13 protein-coding genes are annotated in these 20,927 nt (G+C 70.6%); 11 read left to right on the forward strand and 2 right to left on the reverse strand.

Annotation, left to right across the window (positions count from 1 at the left end; translation table 11 throughout):
• Positions 1 to 543: 543 nt before the first annotated feature.
• The 10 genes from AB4Z48_RS01100 (at position 544) to AB4Z48_RS01145 (ending at position 18,680) form a co-directional block, all read left to right on the forward strand.
• Positions 544 to 3,456, forward strand: a complete 2,913-nt coding sequence (locus AB4Z48_RS01100) for a bifunctional glycoside hydrolase 114/ polysaccharide deacetylase family protein (RefSeq protein ID WP_441612265.1) — start codon at positions 544 to 546, stop codon at positions 3,454 to 3,456.
• The gene (locus tag AB4Z48_RS01105; RefSeq protein WP_441611979.1) at positions 3,419 to 7,561 is read left to right on the forward strand and encodes a tetratricopeptide repeat protein; all 4,143 of its coding nucleotides are present in this window, start codon (positions 3,419 to 3,421) and stop codon (positions 7,559 to 7,561) included. The genes AB4Z48_RS01100 and AB4Z48_RS01105 overlap by 38 nt, the downstream gene beginning before the upstream one ends.
• Before the next feature lie 71 nt (positions 7,562 to 7,632).
• Complete coding sequence (locus AB4Z48_RS01110; protein WP_441611980.1) at positions 7,633 to 8,190, forward strand: penicillin-binding protein activator LpoB; 558 nt, start codon at positions 7,633 to 7,635, stop codon at positions 8,188 to 8,190.
• A gap of 19 nt (positions 8,191 to 8,209) precedes the next feature.
• The gene (locus tag AB4Z48_RS01115; protein WP_441611981.1) at positions 8,210 to 9,652 is read left to right on the forward strand and encodes a PelD GGDEF domain-containing protein; all 1,443 of its coding nucleotides are present in this window, start codon (positions 8,210 to 8,212) and stop codon (positions 9,650 to 9,652) included.
• Positions 9,645 to 10,631, forward strand: coding sequence for a tetratricopeptide repeat protein (locus tag AB4Z48_RS01120; protein WP_441611982.1), 987 nt, complete (start codon positions 9,645 to 9,647; stop codon positions 10,629 to 10,631). The genes AB4Z48_RS01115 and AB4Z48_RS01120 overlap by 8 nt, the downstream gene beginning before the upstream one ends.
• Entirely contained in the window at positions 10,628 to 12,244 is a 1,617-nt protein-coding gene (gene pelF, locus AB4Z48_RS01125; RefSeq protein WP_441611983.1) for a GT4 family glycosyltransferase PelF, read from the forward strand. Before AB4Z48_RS01120 ends, pelF begins: the two co-directional genes overlap by 4 nt.
• Position 12,245: 1 nt before the next feature.
• Positions 12,246 to 13,616 carry an exopolysaccharide Pel transporter PelG gene (pelG, locus tag AB4Z48_RS01130; RefSeq protein ID WP_441611984.1) on the forward strand — a complete coding sequence of 457 codons (1,371 nt, stop codon included), beginning with the start codon at positions 12,246 to 12,248 and terminating at the stop codon, positions 13,614 to 13,616.
• Positions 13,617 to 13,782: 166 nt separating this feature from the next.
• Complete coding sequence (locus AB4Z48_RS01135) at positions 13,783 to 14,493, forward strand: response regulator transcription factor (protein ID WP_441611985.1); 711 nt, start codon at positions 13,783 to 13,785, stop codon at positions 14,491 to 14,493.
• 4 nt (positions 14,494 to 14,497) lie between these two features.
• Complete coding sequence (locus tag AB4Z48_RS01140; protein ID WP_441611986.1) at positions 14,498 to 16,285, forward strand: FecR domain-containing protein; 1,788 nt, start codon at positions 14,498 to 14,500, stop codon at positions 16,283 to 16,285.
• Positions 16,275 to 18,680 (forward strand): CHASE2 domain-containing protein, encoded by a 2,406-nt coding sequence (locus AB4Z48_RS01145; protein ID WP_441611987.1) that lies wholly within the window; start codon positions 16,275 to 16,277, stop codon positions 18,678 to 18,680. The genes AB4Z48_RS01140 and AB4Z48_RS01145 overlap by 11 nt, the downstream gene beginning before the upstream one ends.
• Positions 18,681 to 18,704: 24 nt before the next feature.
• Here AB4Z48_RS01145 and AB4Z48_RS01150 read toward each other — a convergent pair whose 3' ends face one another.
• Together AB4Z48_RS01150 and AB4Z48_RS01155 are read right to left on the reverse strand one after the other, a co-directional pair.
• Positions 18,705 to 18,917: a hypothetical protein gene (locus AB4Z48_RS01150; protein ID WP_441611988.1), complete on the reverse strand. Its 213-nt coding sequence runs from the start codon at positions 18,915 to 18,917 to the stop codon at positions 18,705 to 18,707.
• A 166-nt stretch (positions 18,918 to 19,083) separates the two neighbouring features.
• Positions 19,084 to 20,583: an amidase gene (locus AB4Z48_RS01155; protein WP_441611989.1), complete on the reverse strand. Its 1,500-nt coding sequence runs from the start codon at positions 20,581 to 20,583 to the stop codon at positions 19,084 to 19,086.
• 153 nt (positions 20,584 to 20,736) lie between these two features.
• Between AB4Z48_RS01155 and AB4Z48_RS01160 the strand changes: the two genes are divergently transcribed.
• Complete coding sequence (locus AB4Z48_RS01160) at positions 20,737 to 20,913, forward strand: hypothetical protein (RefSeq protein ID WP_441611990.1); 177 nt, start codon at positions 20,737 to 20,739, stop codon at positions 20,911 to 20,913.
• Positions 20,914 to 20,927: the final 14 nt, after the last annotated feature.

A 20,927-nucleotide genomic window follows, 5' to 3' on the forward strand; every position in this document is an offset into this window, starting at 1 on the left:
ACGGTGATCCGGCATTTTGCATTTCCGTATCGGAAGACTGCCGCGCGGGGTCGGACGGACAGCAAGCCCGTTCGCCTGCGTGCTCAGGGTCATCAACGCATTGCAGCCGCGGAGCGCGGGTTTGCCTGGCGTCCTTCCGTGCCGGCGGCTTTCGCAGGACCGGGCATGCTGCCCGGGTGCGACAGGAGATTGCATGCGTCATTGCGTCATTACGTCATTACGCATCTCCCTAGTCCTAAATACTTATAGGCATGACCATCCACATGCTTCAGAATCTGCCGATTTAGTGCTTAAATAAGCACATAAAAATGAACCGCAGGGGACTGCCCGGGACTCGGGCAGCGCGGGTGCAACGGAACATTCACGCCTGGAACGCATCGCTTGCCGGGCACCGCAAGGACGGTGCCGCAAGTCAGACAGGCGGGTTCTTCCGGGACGGGCATAAGAATGAAGAACAACAGGGGTCAGTAGGTGAAATTGTTGCGATTGGACGGCCTCATGCGTCGCATGGCCGGCTTGTGCGGCGCGAGTGCGGGCACGACGATGACGTGGGCCTGGCTTGCTGCGTTGCTGACCGTATTCACAGCCTGGCTTGGCCCGGCGCAGGCGCAGGTGGCCGGACAGGTGGCCGGACAAGCGGGCGGACAAGCGGCCGCACGAGCGGTTGCAGTCCCCGGCGCGCGCGCGCCCAATATCGCCTTCCATTACGGCAGCAAGCCGCCGGTGGATGCCCTGCAGGCCTTCGATATCGCGGTGGTCGAGCCCGACAGCGGTTTCGACCCGCGCCGCGCCGCTACCCCCGGTACCGATTGGTTCGCCTACGTCAGCGTGGGCGAGGTCGAGCCGTCGCGCTCCTACCTCAAGGACCTTCCCAAGGCCTGGCTGACCGGCAACAACGATGCCTGGGGCGCCCGCGTGGTGGACCAGGCCGCGCCGGGCTGGCCCCCGTTCTACGTGGACAAGGTCATTGCGCCGCTGTGGGAGCGCGGTTACCGCGGCTTCTTCCTCGACACGCTCGACTCCTACCAGCTGGTGGCCAAGACCGACGCGGCGCGCGCCAGCCAGGAAGCCGGCATGGTCGCCGTGATCCGCGCCATCAAGGCGCGCTACCCCGACGCCCGCCTGATCTTCAACCGCGGCTTCGAGATCCTGCCGCAGGTCCACCAGCTCGCCTACGCGGTCGCGTTCGAGTCGCTGTACCGCGGCTGGGACCAGGGCAACAAGCGCTACACCGAAGTGAGCGAAGCCGACCGCAACTGGCTGCTCGGCCAGGCCCGCATCATCCGCGAGCAATACCGCCTGCCGGTGATTTCCATCGACTACTGCCCGCCAGCCGACCGCAAGTGCGCGCGCGACACCGCCGCACGCATCCGCGCGCTGGACATCATTCCCTACGTGGCCGACCCGGGCTTGCAGGCCGTCGGCATCGGCGCCATCGAGGTCATGCCGCGCCGCGTGCTGGTGGTGCAGGACCGCGAGGCCGGCGTCTCGATCGACGACTCCGCCGGCGTGCGCTTCGTCGCGATGCCGCTGAACTACCTGGGCTATCGCGTGGACTTCGCCGAAGCCAGCCAGCCGTTGCCGGAGATCGGCCCGGACCGCTACGCCGGCGTCGTGGTCTGGATGGGCGGCAATGTGCGCGACCAGCCCGGCCGTTTCTCCGGCTGGATCCAGCGCATGGTCGGCCAGGGCATCCCCGTCGTGTTCCTGAACGATTTCGGCGCGCGCATCGGCGGCTCGCTGGCTTCGTCGCTGCAGCTCAATGCGGTCAAGGGCAAGGTCGGCAAGACCGCCGAGGTCGTATCGAAGGATCCCATGATGGGCTTCGAGATGCCGGTGGCGCCGGACCGCACCCAGGCCGCTGCCGTGCAGGTGGGCGACGGCCCGGGCTTTCGCTCGCTACTGCGCCTGCGTTCGGGCACGCTGACCTACGACGCCGCCGCCATCACGCCCTGGGGCGGCTACGTGCTCGGCCCCTACGCCGTGCGCCGCAGCGCCAACGACCAGAACCGCTGGGTCGTGCAGCCGCTGGATTTCTTGCGCGAGGCGCTGCGCCTGCCGGCCATGCCGGTGCCGGACGTCACCACCGAGAACGCTCGCCGCCTGCTGACCATCCACGTCGACGGCGACGGCTTTGCCTCGCGTGCCGAGATCCCCGGCGGCGGCTTCTCCGGCGAAGTGCTGTTCCGCGAGATCTGGGACCGCTATCGCCTGCCGATGACGATGTCCATCATCCAGGGCGAAGTCGCCAGCGACGGCATGTACCCCAAGCTGACCGCGCAGCTCGAGCCGATCGCGCGCAAGATCTTCGCGCAGCCGTACGTCGAGGTGGCCAGCCACACCTACTCGCACCCGTTCGAATGGGGCCGCACCGTGCCCGACGGCACCCACGCGCAGAACCCCACCGAGGGCGACGACGACTACCACCTCGCGATCCCCGGTTACCAGATGGACCTGCGGCGCGAGATCGGCGGCTCGATCGACTATATCAACCGCACGCTCGCGCCCGCCAGCAAGCCGGTCAGCATGCTGCTGTGGTCGGGCGACTGCCAGCCCCCGCCCGAGGCCATCAAGCTGGCCGACCAGGCTGGCGTGCTCAACATGAACGGCGGCGACACGCTGATCACGCGCAGCAACCCTAGCTGGACGGCGATCTCGCCGATCGGCGTGAACAAGGCCGACGGCACCTTCCAGGTCTTTGCGCCCAACCAGAACGAAAACGTCTACACCAACCTGTGGCACGGCCCGTTCTATGGCTTCGAGCGCGTGATCGAGACCTATGAGCTGACCGACCGGCCGTACCGCTTCAAGTCGGTCAACATCTACTATCACAGCTACTCGGGTACCAAGGCGGCTTCCCTCAAGGCGCTGCGCAAGGTCTACGACTACGCGCTGAACCAGCCGCTGATGCCGGTGCACGCCAGCGACTACGCGCGCAAGGTGATCGACTGGCAGGGCATGGCGGTGGCGCGCGAGATCGGCGCCGGCGGCGACGGCAGGCAGCCCGCCGCGTGGATCGTGCGCGGCGACGGCAACCTGCGCAATGTGCGCTGGACCGGCGCCGGCGTACCCGACGTGGCCGGCTCGCACAATGTGACCGGCACCTCGCCGGCGCCCGGCGGCGGCGTCTACGTGCACCTCGTCGACGGCGCTTCGCGCATCGTGATGCGCGACGACGCGGCCAGGATGCCGGCGGTGCCGGAGATCGTCGAGGCCAGCGGCTTCGTGCGCGGCTGGCGGCGCGGTGGCCAGGGCAGCGCGCAACAGATCCGTTTTGACTTCAGCGGCTACACCAGGCCATTTTTCCGCCTCGCCGGCGCAGACCGTTGCCGGGTTGCCATCGACGGCAAGGCGGTAGCGGGCGTGCGGGAGCGTGGCACGCTGCGTTTCGACACCACGCCCGTCTCCAATCCCGGCAATGCCAAGCAAAGCGTTGAAATCACCTGCGGCGCCTGAGCGCGAGCGGCTGCTGCCGCCTGCGTTCGTGCTGACCTTCACCGCCATGGTGGGGATCGGCCTGGCGCTGATGTTCCCGCGCGAGACCTTGCGCGAACGCCTGCTGGGCGAAGGCCGCGCGGTCGATGGCCTGAGCATGGCCTACCTGGAGGCCTGGTGGCGTGCCACGCCGGACGACAACGGCTTCATGGCGGTGCTGGCCGAGCAATACGCGCGCACCGGCCGGCTGGACGAGGCCGAACGCATGCTCAGTCACCTCGAAGCGCGCTACAACGCCGCGCGCCAGGGCCCTGTGCGCAATCCCGCCGACGCCGACCTGCCCGGCCAGATCCTGCGCACCCGCATCGAGATCACGCAGCAGCGCGCCTTTGCCGCGCCGCCGGACACGCCCGAGCGCAACCAGCACGTGGAGCACCTTGCCGGCCTGCTCGGCCAGGCCGCGCTGATGACATGGACGCGCGCCGACCTCGAAGACCTGGCGACCACCGCCCGCGCGATCAATGCGCTCAAGTCCGCCCAGGTGTTCTACCGCGCGCTGGCCAGGAGCGATCCCGCCCGCGCCGACCTGTGGAACGCGCAGGCCGCCTCGGCGGCGCTTGCCGGCGGCGACTACCAGCAGGCGGCCGAAGCGCTGTTCAGCGCGCAGGCGCGCGCCACCGATCCGGCCGAGCAGCGCAGGCTGTTCCTGGCCGGGCTGAAGACGCTGCAATCCGGCAACCTGCTGGACCAGGYGCTGGCCCAGGCCGAACAACGCGGCGGCAAGCTGCTCGACAACGCGGAAGTCCTGCGCTACCTGACCAGGCTGGCGCTGGCCGCCAACCGCCCCGAGCAGGCCGCGCGCTACGTCGAGCGGCTGCTGCGCCAGCCGCCGAGCGTGCAAGGCATGCCCGCGGGCGCCGCCGCGCAGCGGGCGGGGATTCGGGGCATCGCCGGCAGCCAGCCGTGGGCCGCGCAAGGCGTGGTATTCCTCGACGGACCGCGCGGGCTGGCGTTGCGCCGCGCCATGGGCGAAGCCGGCATGCCACGCCTGCGGCGCGTGGCCGATGTACAGGGCAGGCCGGCCGCCCCGGCCGCCGTCGCGGCGCCCGCCGCCGCAGACCCGGACACGGCCGACCGCGCCTTCAACGCGGACGACTACGAACTCGCCTTCCAGGTCTTCCTGGCGGCCGGCAAGCTGAACGACGCGCAGCGCGTGGCCGAGACCGCGGTCAAGCACCTGCCCGGCTCGGCGCGCTGGCGCGAGCGCCTGGCCCAGGTGGCCGAGTGGAACCGCCAGCCCACGGTCGCGCTCAAGAGCTGGCTCGAGTATGCGCAGGCCAGCAACGACGAGACCGCCTGGAAGGCGGTGCTGCGCTTGGCCCCGGCCCTGAACGACGACCGCGCCTATCTGGCCGCGCTGCGCCATCGAGCCGGCACCGGCGACCTCGCCACCGTGGACGAGGTGGTCGCTACCTACGAGCGGCTGGGCGAGCCGGAGGAAGGCATGGCCTTCCTGGAGAGCCTCAGCCGCGGCCCCAACGCGCGCCAGGTGACGGAGCGGCAGGCGGAGCTGGCCGAGCGCGCCGGCAAGGACGCCCGCGCCTTCGCGCTGTACACGTCCCTGCAGGAACGCTTCGGCCCGCGCCCGGGATACGCGCTCAAGCGGGCCAACCTGCTCTACGTGCGCGGCGCGCTGCGCCAGGCGCTGGAGGCGATGGTGCCGTCCATGCCCGCCGCCGGCCCCACCGACATCGACTTCTGGCGCACGCTCACGGAACTGGCGCGCCTGAACCAGCGCGAGGACCTGCTCGAGCAGGGCTACCGGCAACTGACGCTGGCCATGGCCGGGACACATGACGACCACTGCCTGAAGATGCCGCCCGGCGCCGGGCGCAACCACTGCCTGGAGGACGTGCGCGACAGCGAGGAATCGGATTTCTCCAACCTGATCGATTTCTACGACAGCTCGCCCATCGATGCCGGGCGCATCGCCGAAGCCGGCTGGCGCAAGGGCGGCAAGCTCGAGTCGCTCGAGCTTGCCATCAATTACTACACCCGCGCGCGCGCCTACGACCGCATCGCCAGCCTGCTGCAGGCCATGACGCCCGCGCAGCTCAGGCAGGCCGAGCAGGCCAGCCGCTTCCTCGCCATGCGCGCCGAATACCTGCGCGCGCGCGGCGAACGCGACCAGGCCCTGGCCGACCTGCGCCGCGCCGCCAGCCTGCCCGACGCCGGCAGCGAGACGCTGGCCGCGCTGATGTGGTCGCTGGTGGACCTGGGCCCGGATACCGAGGTGCGCGCCATGATGCTGCGCCTCAGGGGCGAGGCCGAAGACAACCCGGACCTGTGGGGCGCCTTCGCCGCCGGCAGCATGCGCTTCCATGACGGCCGCGGCGCGCTGCACTACCTGCGCAAGATGGCCAGCGGCAAGAGCGCCGACCCGCTCTGGCTGGGACTCGCCGCCGATGCCTGCGACGCCATCGGCCAGACCGACACCGGCTGGCGCCTGCGCCGGCAGGCCTGGATCGACCTGCACAGCGACAAGAGCCCGCAGGGCCGCCGCGCCTCCGACCCGCGCGCGCTCGGCCCCGCCTCCGAGGAAGCGGACGCGCAAGGCGGCCCGGCCCCGGCCGAGCTGCGGCGCCAGACCGTGGCGCTGGGCCAGATCTTCGCCTCGGGCGACGTCTCGCGGCGGCTGGTGATGGAGATGCTGGGCGCCGACCGCAGCGTGATGGCCGGCGCCCGCGCCGCCGACTGGACCGGCCCGGCCGCGCCGAAGTCGCGCCTGGGCGAGATCCCGGGCCTGCCGCCGCTGGAACTCAGGTTGCCGCAGGACATGGCGCAGCGCGAGGCGCGCCAGCAGGCGGTGGTCTCCGCCGCGGCCAGGGAAGTGGCGCTGGCGTGGGCGCTGTCGAACGAGTCCAACGCGCTCGCGCGTGCCTGGCTGGCCCGCCAGTACGCACGCCAGCTGCTGCGCCCGGCCTATGCCGAAGTCACGCTGGCGCTGGCCGGCGGCGACCTGGACGCGCTCGACCGCGTGCTGGAGCGCCAGGCCGGCCGGGTGCCGGTGGACAACCAGATCGAGGCCAACGTGCAGCTCGGCCGCCTCGGCGCCGCGCAGACCCAGGCCTTCGATGCGCAGGACATCGCCCGCGCCGACGACAAGCTGCAGGAAACCCTGCAGGACACGCTGCTGTTCAATGCGCAGGCCATCGAGCCGCGCGTGACCTACCAGCGCCAGAGCCCGCTCGCCTACTTCGACTACAGCCTGGCCGGCGGCGTGCGCCTGTGGGATGGCTATGACCTCAACCTGCGCGGCGTCTGGCGCAGCCAGCGCAGCGTCGACCAGGCCCAGCTCACCGGCGTGCCCGGCTCCGACCAGCGTGGCGAGCTCTCGCTGGGCTACCGCGATCTGCACAAGCGCTGGCGGCTCGCCGTGGGACGGCGCGACGGCCTCGACAGCATGACCACCGCGCGCTTCACCGGCGCGTGGCGCGAGGAAAACCGCGTGAGCTTTACCACCGTGGCCGGCCTGAACCAGAACGCGGACGAATCGGCCGCGCTGCGCGTCGGCGGCGCCAAGGACGTGCTGGGGCTGGGCGCAAGCTATAACTTCGGCCTGCGCGAGTTCGCCGGCGCGCGCGTCGAGTACAACCGCTTCCGCGGGCAGGATGGCTCGTCGCTGGGCAACGGCGTGGTGTACGACGTCGAGCTGGGCTACCGCATCCGCACCGCCTACCCGGACTACACCGTGCGGATGGTCGGCACCCATGCCAGCTACAACACGCGCGGCGGCACGCTGAGCGGCAAGCTGGCCACGCTGGTGCCCGCCGGCGACGCCGCCACGCCGGCGTTCTACATGCCCGGAGGCTTCACGCAGGCCGGCGTCACGGTCGGCTTCGGCACCGAGCTGCTCGACGACTACACGCACAAATGGCGGCCGTTCGCCGAGCTCGGGCTGCTGCACGACACCCGCGCGGGGCAGAACTTCCGCGCGCAGCTGGGCATCGCGGGCACGGTCTTCGGCAACGATCACCTGTCCATGTATGTGCAGCACGAAACCGCCGCGCGCAATGGCGGCACGCCGCTGACCGAAGTCGGCGTGCGCTACAGATGGCTGTTCTAGTCCGGGCGGGCACCACGCCGCGCCGGTTCACCGCATGCAATCGGGATTCAATCGTTTAGGGGAAAAGCGTCATGGAAACAACTAGCAAGAAGCAGCATCGCGTGGCACGCCTGCTGGGCTGGTGCGGCGCAATGGGCGCGGCCCTGTGCCTGGCCGGCTGCGCGGTGACCGATGTGGGCCGCGCACCTGCGCTGAGCGCCGGCGAAGCACTGGCGGTCCTGCCTATCGTCAACTACACCGAGACGCCGCAGGCCGGCCTGCGCGCCGAGGCCATCGCCGAGAGCCTGCTCAAGACCGGCGGCATCGCCAGCGTGCGCCGCTACCCGGCCAGCCTGAACCCGGAAACGCTGTTCGAGCCGGCCGAGCGCGAAGCGGTGGGCAAGGCACTGGAATGGGCGCGTACGCAGAAGGTGCGCTACGCCCTGACCGGCGCCGTGCAGGAATGGCGCTACAAGGTCGGCGTGGACGGCGAGCCGGCGGTGGGCATCTCGCTGCAACTGCTCGACGTGAGCACGGGCGAAGTGGTGTGGTCCGCCACCGGCAGCGACAGCGGCTGGAGCCGCGAATCGCTGTCCGGCACCGCGCAGAAGCTGCTGCGCCGCTTGCTGGCGCCGCTGCGCCAGGGTTGAGACGCGGGAGAGCGCGATCGTGGCCAATACAGCCGACAAGATACGGGAAGGACAGGGCATTGGCGCGGGCGGCCGTTATCTGCGGCTGATCGCGCCTGCCACGAGCGGACCGGTCGCGCTGGTCGAGCTGGTGGTGACGATGGTCCTGGCGCTGGGCGCGGGCTACCTGGTGCTGCCGGGCAACCCCCTGCTGCTGGGGCTCGGCTTTCCCTGGGCCTGGCTGCTGCCGTTGATCCTGGCGCTGCGCTATGGCACGCTCATCGGCGTGGGCAGCGTGCTGATGATGCTGGGTGGCTGGTTCTTCTTCCACCAGATGGGGGCGCAGCCGGGCGAGTTCCCGCGCCTGTTCTTCCTCGGCGGCCTGCTGACGGTGCTGGTGGCCGGGCAGTTCGGCGATGTCTGGGGCACGCGGCTGGCACGCGCACGCGCCCTCAACCGCTACCTGGAGGAGCGCCTGGCCGCGCTCACCAAGAACCACTACCTGCTGCGCGTGTCCCATGCGCGCCTGGAGAACGACCTGCTGGCCAAGCCGACCACGCTGCGCGACACGCTGTCGCAGATGCGCGCGGTATCGCTCGAGGACAGTGGCGGCGGTGGCGGCCTCCTGGTGGGCGCGCGCCCGATGCTGCAGGTGGTGGCGCAGGCCTGCCAGCTCGAGGCGGCCGCGCTCTACGCGGTGCGTGGCGATACGGTTGACGCCGAGGCATCGGCGCGGATCGGCCCGGACTTCGAGTTCGATCGCGACGACGTGCTGGTGCGCCATTGCCTGGAGACGCGGCAGCTCGCGCACCTCCAGAGCGGCGGCGTGGCGCGCCAGCCGGCCGATCACCCGCAGACCCGCTACGTGGCGGTGGCGCCGGTACTGTCCGGCGCCGACAAGCTGGTCGGCCTGCTGGTAGTCGAGCGCATGCCGTTCCTGTCGCTCAGCTACGAGAACCTGCAATTGCTCATGGTGCTGATGGGCTACTACGCCGATGGCGTCGAGCATGCGGTCTCCACGCGCGCCATCGCGGCGGCGATTCCCGGCTGCCCGTACGACTTCGCGCTGGACTACGCGCGCTTGTCGCGCCTGCGCCGCGACAGCGGCATCGAAAGCACGATCGTGGCGCTGGTGTTCGACCTGGACGAATCGCGCGATGCCTTGTTCGAACAGGTGATCCGCAGCCGCCGCGCGCTCGACGTGGCATGGCCGCTGAGCAGCGCGCACCAGCGCGCGCTGCTCACGCTGATGCCGCTGTCCGGCAGCGAGGCCGCCTCGGCCTACCTGGTGCGCATCGAGGACATGCTGCGCGCCCAGTTCGGCACCGATTTCGAGGCCGCGCGCATCGGCGTGCACACGCTGGCCGTGCCCGCCAGCGCGCCGGTCGAGCCACTGGTGCGGTTGCTGCACCGCTGCCAGGTGGATGTACAGCCGGCGCCGGTGCCGGTGCCGGTGGCACTGGGCGAGGCTGGCCGTGGGTAAGCTCGGCATCGGCGGCGTCGCCGCGCAAATCGCCGCCCTGGCGTTGCTGGCGCGCGCCGGCAACAGCACCGCGCTGCTGCTGACCTTCCTGGGCATGCAAGCCCTGTCCGCCGCGATGATCGCCATGGTGTTGTGGCGCCTGCTGCCGCGCCGCTTTCGCGTGCCGTTCGCATGGAGCTACGGCTACCTGTTCGCGTTCTGCCTGCTGGTGCCGCTGGCGGGTTCCGTCGTCTGCGTGGGCAGCCTGTTGATCGCGCGGCTGTTCCCCGGGCGCAACGAAGCGGGCGGCATCGGCCTGGTCGGGCTGCCGGTGTTCGTCACCCACCTGATCTCGCGCGTCACGCACGGCGGCGGCGCCCGCCTGCGCGCCCAGCTGGGCAACACGCGCGCACCGCTGCCCGAGCGCATGACCGCGCTGGTGGCCATGCAGTCGATGCCGGCGCGCACCTCCAGCCCGGTGCTGCGCGACCTGCTGGCCGACAGCGCCGACGACGTGCGCCTGCTGGCCTATGGCATGCTCGACGGCGCCGAGAAGCACCTCACGCAGCGGATCCTGGCCGAGCTGCCGCGTCTCGAAGACGCCGGCGACGACGCCGGGCGCGCCGAGATACACAAGCGCGTGGCCGACCTGTACTGGGAACTGATCTACCAGAACCTGGTGCAGGGCGACGTCTATCGCTACACCGCCGACCAGGTCGAGCGCCACGCCCGCGCCGCGCTGGAGGTGGACGGCAGCCAGGCGGGCCTGTGGTACATGCGCGGGCGCCTGGCGCTGACCCGCAACGAACCCGCGCAGGCGCGCGAGTGGCTGCAGCGCGCCGAGCGGCTGGGCTTCTCGCGCGAGCGCACGCTGCCGCTGCTGGCCGAAGCCGCCTACCTCGAACGCGACTATGCCGCGGTGCGCGCCCTCCTGCTGTCGTTCGACAGCCCATCGCCGCTGCCCCTGGTGCGGCCCATGCTGCGTTACTGGCAATCATGAGCGATACCCCTTTGCCCCGCGCCGACTCGGCCGACGTCTGCCTGCTGCTCGAAGGCACTTTCCCGTATGTCAGCGGCGGGGTGTCGAGCTGGGTCAACCAGATGATCCGGGCCTTCCCGGAAATCCGCTTCGCCATCGTCTTCATCGGCAGCCGCCGCGAAGACTACGGCAACATGGTCTACGCGCTGCCCGAGAACGTGGTGCACCTGGAAACCCACTTCCTGTACGACTTCGCGCCGCCGCCGCTGGTGCACGGCAGCGCTGGCGACGCCACCGCCTTTGCCGCCTCGGCGCGCCTGCACGAGGTGTTGCGCAAGCCGGGGCAGGAGGCCGCGGCCGGAGAACTGATCCGCGCGCTGATGCCTGAACTCAGCGACGGCGGCAGGCTGTCGGAGGACGCCTTCCTGTACAGCCGCAACGCCTGGCAGACCATCACGGAACAGTACCGGCGGTACTGCACGGACCCGTCCTTCACGGACTACTTCTGGACCGTGCGCATCATGCACAAGCCGCTGTGGCAGCTTGCCCGCGTCGCCACGAACCTGCTGCCGGCCAAGGTCTACCATACCGTGTCGACCGGCTATGCCGGCTTCCTCGGCGCCATGCTGCATTACCGCACGGGCCGCCCGCTGCTGGTGTCCGAGCACGGTATCTACACCAAGGAACGCAAGATCGACCTGTTCCAGAGCCAGTGGATCCGCGACAACCGCAATGTGTTCGAGCGCGACATCTCGCAGATCAGCTATTTCCGCGAGCTGTGGGTGCGCTTTTTCGAAACGCTTGGCCGCGTGTGCTACGACGCCGGCGACACCATCGTGGCGCTCTACGAAGGCAACCGCCAGCGCCAGGTCACCGACGGGGCCAGCGCCGCGCGCACGCGCAATATTCCCAATGGCATCAACCTGCCGCGGCTGGCGGCGCTGCGCGCGCAGCGCGCGCCCGGCGTGCCGCCGGTGCTGTGCCTGATCGGGCGGGTGGTGCCGATCAAGGACATCAAGACCTTTATCCGCGCCATGCTCACGGTGGTTCGCCAGTACCCGGATGCCGAAGGCTGGATTGCCGGCCCGGAGGACGAGGATCCGGAGTACGCGCGCGAGTGCCGCAGCCTGGCCGAGAGCCTGGGGCTGGGCGATCGCGTCAGGTTCCTCGGCTTCCAGCGCATCGACGACCTGCTGCCCAAGGTGGGCGTGCTGGTGCTGAGCTCGATCTCCGAGGCGCTGCCGCTGGTGGTGCTCGAAGGCTTCGCCGCCGGCGTGCCGTGCGTGACCACCGATGTGGGCTCGTGCCGGCAACTGATCTTCGGCCAGCCCGGCGAGGACGCCGGGCTGGGCGCCGCGGGCGCGGTGGTGCGCATTGCCGATCCGGCCGCGCTGGCGCAGAAGGCCATCGACCTGCTGGGCTCGCCCGAGGCCTGGCACGCCGCCCAGCAGGCCGGTATCCAGCGCGTGGAGCGCTACTACACGCAGGAGATGATGGTTGGCAGCTACCGCGAGCTGTACACGCGCCTGATGGCGCAGCCGCCCGGGGCGCCCGCGGGCGTCCCGGGCGCAACGGCCGGCTCGCCCATGACGGCGGCCCAGGCCGCGGGCTGCCCCATGAAGGGAGGTCGCTGAGATGGCGGGGATTGGTTTCGAACTGCGCAAGATGCTGCGGCGGGACAGCCTGTCGGGCATGCTCGGCGCCTATGCCTACGCCGGCATCATCAGTTCCGGCCCGTGGGTGCTGTCGATCGTCGGCATCCTGCTGATCGGCGTGCTGAGCCTGCCCTTCGTGGTGCCGGGCAGCCTGGTGACGCAATTCCAGGTGTCGGTGACCTACCTGATCGCGGTCAGCCTGATACTCACCGGGCCGATGCAGCTGGCCTTCACGCGCTTCACGTCGGACCGGCTGTTCGAGAAGCGGTCCCACCTCGTGCTGTCGAATTTCCACGCGGTGGCCTTGCTGGTGACGGTGCTGGCCGGCGCGATCGGCCTGGCGTGCGCGCTGTTTGCGTTCCGGCAGCAATCGGTGCTGTACCGGCTGCTGATGATCGCGGGCTTCGTGGTCATGAGCAATATCTGGATCGCGGTGATCTTCCTGTCGGGCATGAAGCAGTACAAGGCCATCGTATGGACCTTCCTGCTCGGCTACACGCTGACCGTGGCGGCTGCGCTGGCGCTGCGCAACTACGGGCTCGAAGGCCTGCTGTCCGGTTTCGTCGCCGGCCAGCTGAGCCTGCTCACGGCGATGGTGGTGCTGATCTATCGCAACTACACCAGCCAGCGCTTCATGTCGTTCGAGGTGTTCCAGCGCCGCAACGCCTATCCGAGCCTGATGGCCATCGGCCTGCTCTACAACCTCGGCATCTGGCTCGACAAGTTCATGTTCTGGTACGCGCCATCCACCGGACAGCAGGTGATCGGGCCGCTGCACGCATCGATCATCTACGACATCCCGGTGTTCCTGGCCTACCTGGCGATCATCCCCGGCATGGCGGTGTTCCTGGTGCGCATCGAGACCGACTTCGTCGAATACTACGACGCGTTCTACAACGCCGTGCGCGGCGGCAGTTCGCTCGAGCATATCGAGGACATGCGCAACACCATGGTGCAGACGATCCGCCTGGGCTTGTACGAGATCGTGAAGGTGCAGGCCATCGCCGCGCTGCTGCTGTTCGTGGTGGGCCGCTACGTGCTGGCGCTCCTGGGCATCTCCGAGCTGTACCTGCCGCTGCTGTACGTGGACGTGATCGGCGCCAGCCTGCAGGTGGTGCTGCTCGGCGTGCTGAACATCTACTTCTACCTCGACCGCCGCCGCGAGGTACTGCTGCTGTCGGGACTGTTCGTGGTGCTCAATCTCGCACTGACTTCGCTGACGTTGCAGTTCGGGCCGGCGTGGTACGGCTACGGCTTCGCGGTCTCGCTGCTGGTGGTGGTGGCGCTGGCGATCTACCTGCTCGACCGCAAGCTGGACCGGCTCGAGTACGAGACCTACATGCTGCAATGACCAGAGGGCCCCGGCAGCCCGCCGCGCCTTGGCTGGCGCGGCTTCCCCCGAAGCTGTACCCTTCAAGCACGTGCCTGGCCGGTCTTGGCCCGGGCGCGCAGGGGGACGCCGGTTCGTATGTTTGCCGCTGCGGCGCCGGGCGCACGCGGCGCGTATAGAGGTAGGTATGAAAATAGCTTCGGTGGAAGACGACAAGAGCCAGGCCGAGCTGATCCAGCAGATCCTGAACTCGGCCGGCCATCAGTGCGAATGCTTCGCCAGTGGCGGCAGTTTCCTGCGGGCGCTGCGCGAGAAGTCGTTCGACCTGCTGGTGGTGGACTGGCAACTGCCCGATACCAGCGGCTTCGAGGTGGTCACCTGGGTGCGGCAGAACTCCGGGCGCAATCCGCCCATCCTGTTTCTCACCAGCCGCTCGCTGGAGGAGGACATCGTCGCGGGACTGGGCGCGGGTGCCGACGACTACATGATCAAGCCGATCCGCCGCGCCGAACTGGTGGCGCGCGTATCCGCGCTGCTGCGCCGCACCTATCCGCAGGCAGAGCAGGACAACGCGGTGCTCCACGTGGGCAGCTACCGGGTCGACACGCAGGCGCGCACGGTGGAAGTGGGCGGCGCCAAGGCCGAGGTCTCGCCGCGCGAGTTCGACCTGGCCCTGTTCCTGTTCCGCAACCTGGGGCGCCTGGTATCGCGCGAGGTGGCGGAGCAGGCCGTGTGGGGCCGCGCCATCGGCGCGGGCTCGCGCACGCTCGACACGCATATCTCGCGCCTGCGCATCAAGCTGGCGCTGCGGCCGGAGAACGGCGTGCGCCTGACCTCGGTGTATTCGCATGGCTATCGCTTCGAGGCCACGGCAGATGGCGACAAGCAGGAAGACTGAGTCTATGAAGTGGTCAGACATGGTAGCCGGCGGCATGCCGGGCGGTGCGCGGCGCAGTATCGGGCGCGGCATGGAAGGCCATCGCATGCCGCGCGTGGGCAAGGCGCTCGGGGCGACGGGCGCGGCCGGGCTGGCCGGCTTGCTTGCGATTGTCGCCGCGGGCTGGCCGGGCGGCGTGGCGGCGCAGGCCGCGGGCGCGGACGGCGCGGATTTCATCTACCTGGTGCGCCCGGGCGACACCCTGATCGGCGTGGCCGGGCAGTTCATGGACAGTCCCGGCGGCTGGCATGAGCTGCAGGCGCTGAACCGGGTGGCGGACCCGTACCGCCTGCCGCCCGGCATGCGCCTGCGCATTCCGCTGGCGCGCATTCCGGTTGCCGCCGGCAGCGCGCGCGTGGTGTTCGTCACCGGCGCGGCGCGCGCCGATGGCCGCGCGCTGCAGGCCGGCATGACGCTGGCCGAGGGCGCGCGCCTGGAAACCGATGCCGGCGCCGCGCTCACCATCGAACTGGCCGATGGCTCGCGTATCAGCGTGCCGCCGGGCTCCGCGGTGGAGGTCCGGCGCCTGCGCGTGTTCGCACGCAGCGGGCTGACCGACACCGTGATCGGCGTCGGGCGGGGCGAGGTGGATTCCCGCGTGGCGCCGCGCGGCACCGGCGTGGGACGCTACGAGATCCGCACGCCGTCGCTGGTGACCGGCGTGCGTGGCACGCGCTTTCGCGTCGGCACGGCGGACGGCGCCAGCCAGGGCGCGGTGCTGGAGGGCCGCGTGCAGGCCCGCTCGCGGCGCGGCCAGCAGGCCGCCGTGGTGGCCGGCTACGGCGTCAGCGTATCGGCCGCCGGCGTGCTGGCGCGGCCGGCCGCGCTGTTGCCCGCGCCGGCGCTGTCGCCATTGCCGTCGCCGTTGCTGGCGAGCCGCGTCACGGTTGGCTGGACGCCGGTGGACAAGGCAGCTGCCTATCGGGTGGTGGTCTCGCGCGATGCCGAGCAAACGGAACTGCTGTCCTCGCAGCTGGTGCGTCGCGCCGAGGCCGGGCTGCAGGACCTGCCCGAAGGCACGCTCTACCTGGGCGTCAGCGCGCTGGACGCGCGCCAGCTCGGCGGTGCCGCCACGGTGGCGCCGCTGGTGGTGCGGCTCAGTCCGCCGGCGCCGTTCACGCTCGCGCCCGAGCGCGACGGCACGGCCTACGGCGAAGAAACCCGCTTCAGCTGGGCCGAGGTCGCCGGCGCCGCGCAGTACGAATTCGAGGTGGCCGCCGACGCGGACTTCAGCCAGGGCGCCGTGCAGGCGCGCGCGGCCGCGCCCGCGGCCAGCCGGCCGCTGGCGCCGGGGCGCTGGTGGTGGCGCGTGCGGTCCGTCGATGCGGCCGGCCAGCCGGGGCCCTGGGGCGAGCCGGTGGCGTTCGCGCAGGAGCCGTCGCCGCCGCAGCCGCGCCTGGAAGACGATGGCGGCGACACCCTGCGCATCGCATGGCCGGCCGCGGCCGCCGGTGGCGCAGGCGGCGCGGCCCAGGCCTACCGGCTGCAGATGGCGTCCGACGCGGCTTTCACCCGCATCGTGGCGGACGTGCGCAGCGAGACCAACGAGGCGCGCCTGCCGCGCCCGGGCAGCGGCAGCTACTTCGTGCGCGTGGGACGCGAGAGCCCTGGCGCCGCCACAGCCACCACTTCCGCCACTGCCGCCGGGCCGCATTTTTCCCCGCCCCAGCGCATCGAAGTGATGCAGTACGTGCGCGACGCACAAGGCCAGCCGGTGAGCACCGGCGCAGGCCTGCTCAACCGTGCCGACTGAACTGGCGCAACCGGCGGCGCGCGCCCGCACGCTGGGCCGCCTGCAGGCGCGTCTGCTGGCCGGCTACCAGCGCCGCACGCTGGTCGAGTGGGCCTTGCTGGGCGCGGCGGTGCTGGCGCTGGTGGTGGCCTGCGCCGTGCGCGGCTGGAGCGAGCGCGCCGACAAGGCGGTCTACGACCTTGCCGTCGCGGCCCAGCACCACGCGCCCGGCGACGACATCGTCATCGTCGCCATCGACGATCCCGGGATCTCCGCCATCGGCCGCTGGCCGTGGCGGCGCCACGTGCTGGCCAGCCTGATCGACCATATCGCCGCCGGCGTGCCGCGCGTGATCGGTGTCGACGTGATCCTCTCCGAGCCCGACCTGCTGCACCCCGGGGACGACCGCGCGCTGGCGCTGAGCATGGCGCGCGCCGGCAACGTGGTGCTGCCCGCGCTGGCGGAGCCCGGGCAGGGCGGCCTGCAGGTGCGCTATCCGCTGACCGGCCTGGGCAGCGCGGTGGGCCATATCAATATCGCGGTGGACCTGGACGGCGTCGCGCGCCAGGTATTCCTTCAGGAAGGGCTGCCGGGCCAGTTGCTCGATCACTTTTCCGCCGCGATGGTCGGCTTCGGCCGTCCGCCGCGGCCCGTGTCCGGCTACCGGCATGATCAGCAGCAGGATGCGCCGGACGCCGATGGCTGGCTGCATCGCTATCGCTTGCGCATTCCTTTCGCCGGCCCGCCCGGCACGTTCCGCCAGGTGCCGGTGCTCGACGGCAAGCTGCCGCCCGGCTTCTTCCACGGCAAGGCCGTGCTGGTCGGTGCCACCGCCAGCGGACTCGGCGATGTGTACCCCACTCCTGCCTCGCGCGACGGCCACGGCATGAGCGGCGTGGAGATCATCGCCAATGCCATGCAGACGCTCCAGCGCGACAGCGCCATCGTGGCCCTGCCGGCGCCATGGTTCTGGCTCGGCACGCTGCTGCCGGTGCTGCTGGCGGCGCTGGCCGCGCTGATGCTTACCCCGCGCAATGCGCTGCTGGTGACCGCGGGGCTGCTCGGTGGCACGCTGGGTGCGAGCCTGCTGCTGGTGGTGCTCGGCCACCTGTGGTTCGCGCCGGTCAGCGCCATGGCGGGCTGCGCCCTGCTGTACCCGCTGTGGAGCTGGCGCCGGCAGGAAGCGGCGCTGCAATTCCTCACCGATGAACTGGCGCAGCTGGAGCGGGAACCCGGCCTGCTGGCGATGGAGACGGACGAGGGCGAGGCCGCCGGGGCGCGGGGCCGCAACCTCGATACGCGCATGCGGGCGGTCTATCGCATGACCACGCGCCTGCGCGACCTGCGGCAGTTCCTCTCCGACGGGCTGGAAGGCCTGCCCGAGGCCACCGTGATCTGCGATCCGGCCGGACGCGTGCTGCTGGCCAACCGGCGTGGCTTGCTGCTGGCGCCGCGCACGCTTGCGACGCTGGCCGATGCGGCGGCGCCGCGCCCGCGCATCGGCGAGATGATCGACGAGGTGTTCGCGCAGCCCAAGGCCGGCCACGACTACTGGGAACAGTTGCGCAGCGCCTGGCCCGGCGGCGACAGCGCGCCGGCCCAGCCGGTCCAGGCCCCGCCCGGCGTGGAGCTGGAAGCGCGCGACCAGCATCCCATGCTGCTGCGCGGCGCGCCGCTGCGCAGCGACACCGGTGGCGTGGCCGGCCTCATCATCAGCGTAATCGACATCACCCAGGTACGCATGGCCGAGCGCCGCCGCGAGGAATCGCTGCGCTTCATCTCGCACGACATGCGCTCGCCGCAAGCCTCCATCCTCGCCCTGATCGAGCTGCAGCACGAAGCCGGCCGCGCGCTGCCGCAAGCGGCGCTGCTGGCCCGCATCGGTGACTACGCCAGCCGCACGCTGGAGCTGGCCGACGACTTCATCCGCCTGGCCCGGGCCGAGGCGCCGCACCTGAACTTCATCGAGGTCGACCTCGCCGGCGTGGTGCTGGACGCCACCGACGAGTTGTGGGCGCTGGCCAGCACCGCGCGCATCGAGCTGCGCCTGGCGTTGGAGGAAGAGCAGGCCATCGTGACGGCCGAGCCCGTGCTGCTGGTGCGCGCGATCGCCAACCTGGTGAGCAACGCCATCAAGTTCAGCCCGCCGCGCAGCACGGTCACGGTCAGGCTGTACCGCGTGCCGCAGGGCCTGGCGATCGACGTGGCCGACCAGGGCCGGGGTATTGCCGTGGAAGACCAGGGCCGCCTGTTCCAGCCCTTCGCGCGGCTGCGCGACAACGAGCGCGATGCGCCCGCTGGCAGCGGGCTGGGGCTGGTGTTCGTGAAGACGGTGGTGGAGCGGCACGGCGGCGAGGTGCGCCTGGCCAGCGCGGCCGGGGCGGGCGCGACGTTTACGATCGTGCTGCCCGCCTGAGCCGCCGGGCTTCGGGGGACAGGCTCAGCGCGCCGCCGTGGCCATGCCGGTGCGCGGCTCCTGCCCCTGCGAGGCCTGCGCGGCCTGTGCGGCAACGCGGCCATCCATCTGCCGGACCTTGCGCGCGGCGCGCCGTTCGTTTTCGTCCTGCAGCGTGACGCACAGCACGGTGAGCAGCGCGAACGCCACCATGCACAGCGCGAGATAGCCCAGCAGTCTGGTTCGGTCGGTTCGCATAGGGATGCCCTTCGTGATTAGCGCAGGATTCTAGGCGCGATGCACGAGGGCAATGTCAACAAATGCAAGGGCGGGAAGCCGCCGGCCGTCCGATGGTGTCGATCATTTCGATAACTTCGCTTCGGTAGCTTCGCTTCGATGACTTCGATCGTCTCGACAGTGTCCCTTACCCCAGCAAGGCGCGCGGCAAGTGCCCGCCGACCCAGTCCCGCTCCTGCTCGTAGGCGCGCGCGGCGCGCAGCACGGAGAGATCGCCGCGCGGCCTGCCGATCAGCTGCATGCCCATCGGCAATCCCTCGGCGCCGAATCCCACCGGCAAGCTGACCACCGGGCATCCCGACAGCGTCCAGGGACAGACCACCTCCATCCAGCGGTGATACGTATCCATCGCGCGTCCCGCTATCTGCTTCGGCCAGGTCGCGTTTACGTCGAAGGGAAACACTTGTGCCGTTGGCACCGCGATGTAGTCGAACGTCCCGAACACGCCGAGCAGCGCCTGGTACCAGGCGCTGCGCGCCACGCTGGCGGCATGGATATCGGCGGCGCCGAGCTTGAGCGCGCCTTCGATTTCCCAGATTGCCTCGGGCTTGAGCAAGGCGCGCCGGGCCGGGTCCTGGTAGTGGGGAAGCAGGCCGTGGCCCACCAGGAAGTGACGGTGCGCCAGCCAGACCTGCCACAGCTGCGCGGGCGGGAACGGCGCGGCGATGGCCTCCACCGCCACGCCGAACGCGGGGAAGGCCTTGAGCGCGTCTTCGCACAGCGCCAGGATGCCGGCCTCCATCGGCAGGTAGCCGTCCCAGTCGCCGAGCCAGGCCACGCGCTTGCCTTTGAGGTCCGCCGACAGGGCGCCGGCGACGTTGTCCGGCGTCAGCGCGGCCAGTTCGGGGTCTTGCGGCAGCGCCTGCGGCGTGCGCGCGTCCGCGCCGGACTGGGTGGCGAGCAGCAGCGCGAGATCGGCCACGGTGCGTGCCATCGGGCCTTCGGTGCCAAGCTGCGGCAGGAAAAGCTCGGGGCCGGGGCCGTAGGGCACGCGCCCGGCCGAGGGGCGCATGCCGTACACGTTGCAGAAGCCGGCCGGGTTGCGCAGCGAGCCGCCGAAGTCGCTGCCGTCGGCCACCGGCAGCATGCGCATGGCGAGGGCGGCCGCGGCGCCGCCGCTGCTGCCACCGGCGCTGCGGCTGGTGTCGTAGGGGTTGCGGGTGGCCCCGTAGACCGGGTTGAAGGTGTGCGAGCCCAGGCCGAACTCGGGGGTGTTGGTCTTGCCGATCAGCACCGCGCCGGCGGCGCGCGCGCGTTCGACCACGATGGCATCGGCCGTGGGCACGTTGTCGCGGAAGATGGGCGAGCCGAAGGTGGTGCGGATGCCGCGCGTGGCCGCCAGGTCCTTGGGGGCCTGCGGCATGCCGTGCATCCAGCCGGCGGAGCGCCCTTGCGCGAGCGCCTGGTCGCAGGCGTCGGCTTCCTGCAGGAGCACCTCGCGCTCGCGCAGCGCCACGATGGCATTGACCGCCGGGTTCACCCGCGCGATATGCTCCAGGTAGGCGTGCATGACTTCGCGGCTGGAGAGCCTGCGCGCATGTAGCTCGCGCGATAGCTGCAGGGCCGGCATGGCCACGATGGGATCGATGCGCTCGACGCTGCCTGCATTGCCTTCGGGGAATTGCATGGTCTGGTTCCTCGTGCCTGGGTGTGCGTGTACCGGCGCCAGTCTGTCATATCGGCGCCCTGCGTGACAGGCCCATGAGAGATCGATGGGAGACCCGCGCGCGGCGAGCCGCTGCGAGCATGCTACGATCCGCGCCTATCTCGGAGAATGAAGATGTCTTTTACTTGCCAGAACCAATCGTGCCGCACGCGCTGGGAAGAGGCGGATGTGACGATCAAGGATGAAGGCCAGGGCCTGCTGTTCCGCTGCCCGGTGTGCAATTCGCGCAACCCGGTGGTGCCGCAGCGCCAGCCGGACGGCAGCATCCGCTACCAGCAGCGCAACCGCTAAGGCCGGCGGCAGGA

It is taken from the genome of Cupriavidus sp. 2TAF22, assembly GCF_052115045.1.
Lineage (GTDB): Bacteria > Pseudomonadota > Gammaproteobacteria > Burkholderiales > Burkholderiaceae > Cupriavidus.

Excerpts from the sequence above, each read along its gene's own strand:
- AB4Z48_RS01100 (WP_441612265.1), top strand. The coding sequence starts at position 544 with ATGACGTGGGCCTGGCTTGCTGCGTTGCTGACCGTATTCACAGCCTGG.
- AB4Z48_RS01110 (WP_441611980.1), top strand. The coding sequence starts at position 7,633 with ATGGAAACAACTAGCAAGAAGCAGCATCGCGTGGCACGCCTGCTGGGC.
- pelF (WP_441611983.1), top strand. The coding sequence starts at position 10,628 with ATGAGCGATACCCCTTTGCCCCGCGCCGACTCGGCCGACGTCTGCCTG.
- pelG (WP_441611984.1), top strand. The coding sequence starts at position 12,246 with ATGGCGGGGATTGGTTTCGAACTGCGCAAGATGCTGCGGCGGGACAGC.
- AB4Z48_RS01135 (WP_441611985.1), top strand. The coding sequence starts at position 13,783 with ATGAAAATAGCTTCGGTGGAAGACGACAAGAGCCAGGCCGAGCTGATC.
- AB4Z48_RS01140 (WP_441611986.1), top strand. The coding sequence starts at position 14,498 with ATGAAGTGGTCAGACATGGTAGCCGGCGGCATGCCGGGCGGTGCGCGG.
- AB4Z48_RS01150 (WP_441611988.1), bottom strand. The coding sequence starts at position 18,917 with ATGCGAACCGACCGAACCAGACTGCTGGGCTATCTCGCGCTGTGCATG.
- AB4Z48_RS01155 (WP_441611989.1), bottom strand. The coding sequence starts at position 20,583 with ATGCAATTCCCCGAAGGCAATGCAGGCAGCGTCGAGCGCATCGATCCC.
- AB4Z48_RS01160 (WP_441611990.1), top strand. The coding sequence starts at position 20,737 with ATGTCTTTTACTTGCCAGAACCAATCGTGCCGCACGCGCTGGGAAGAG.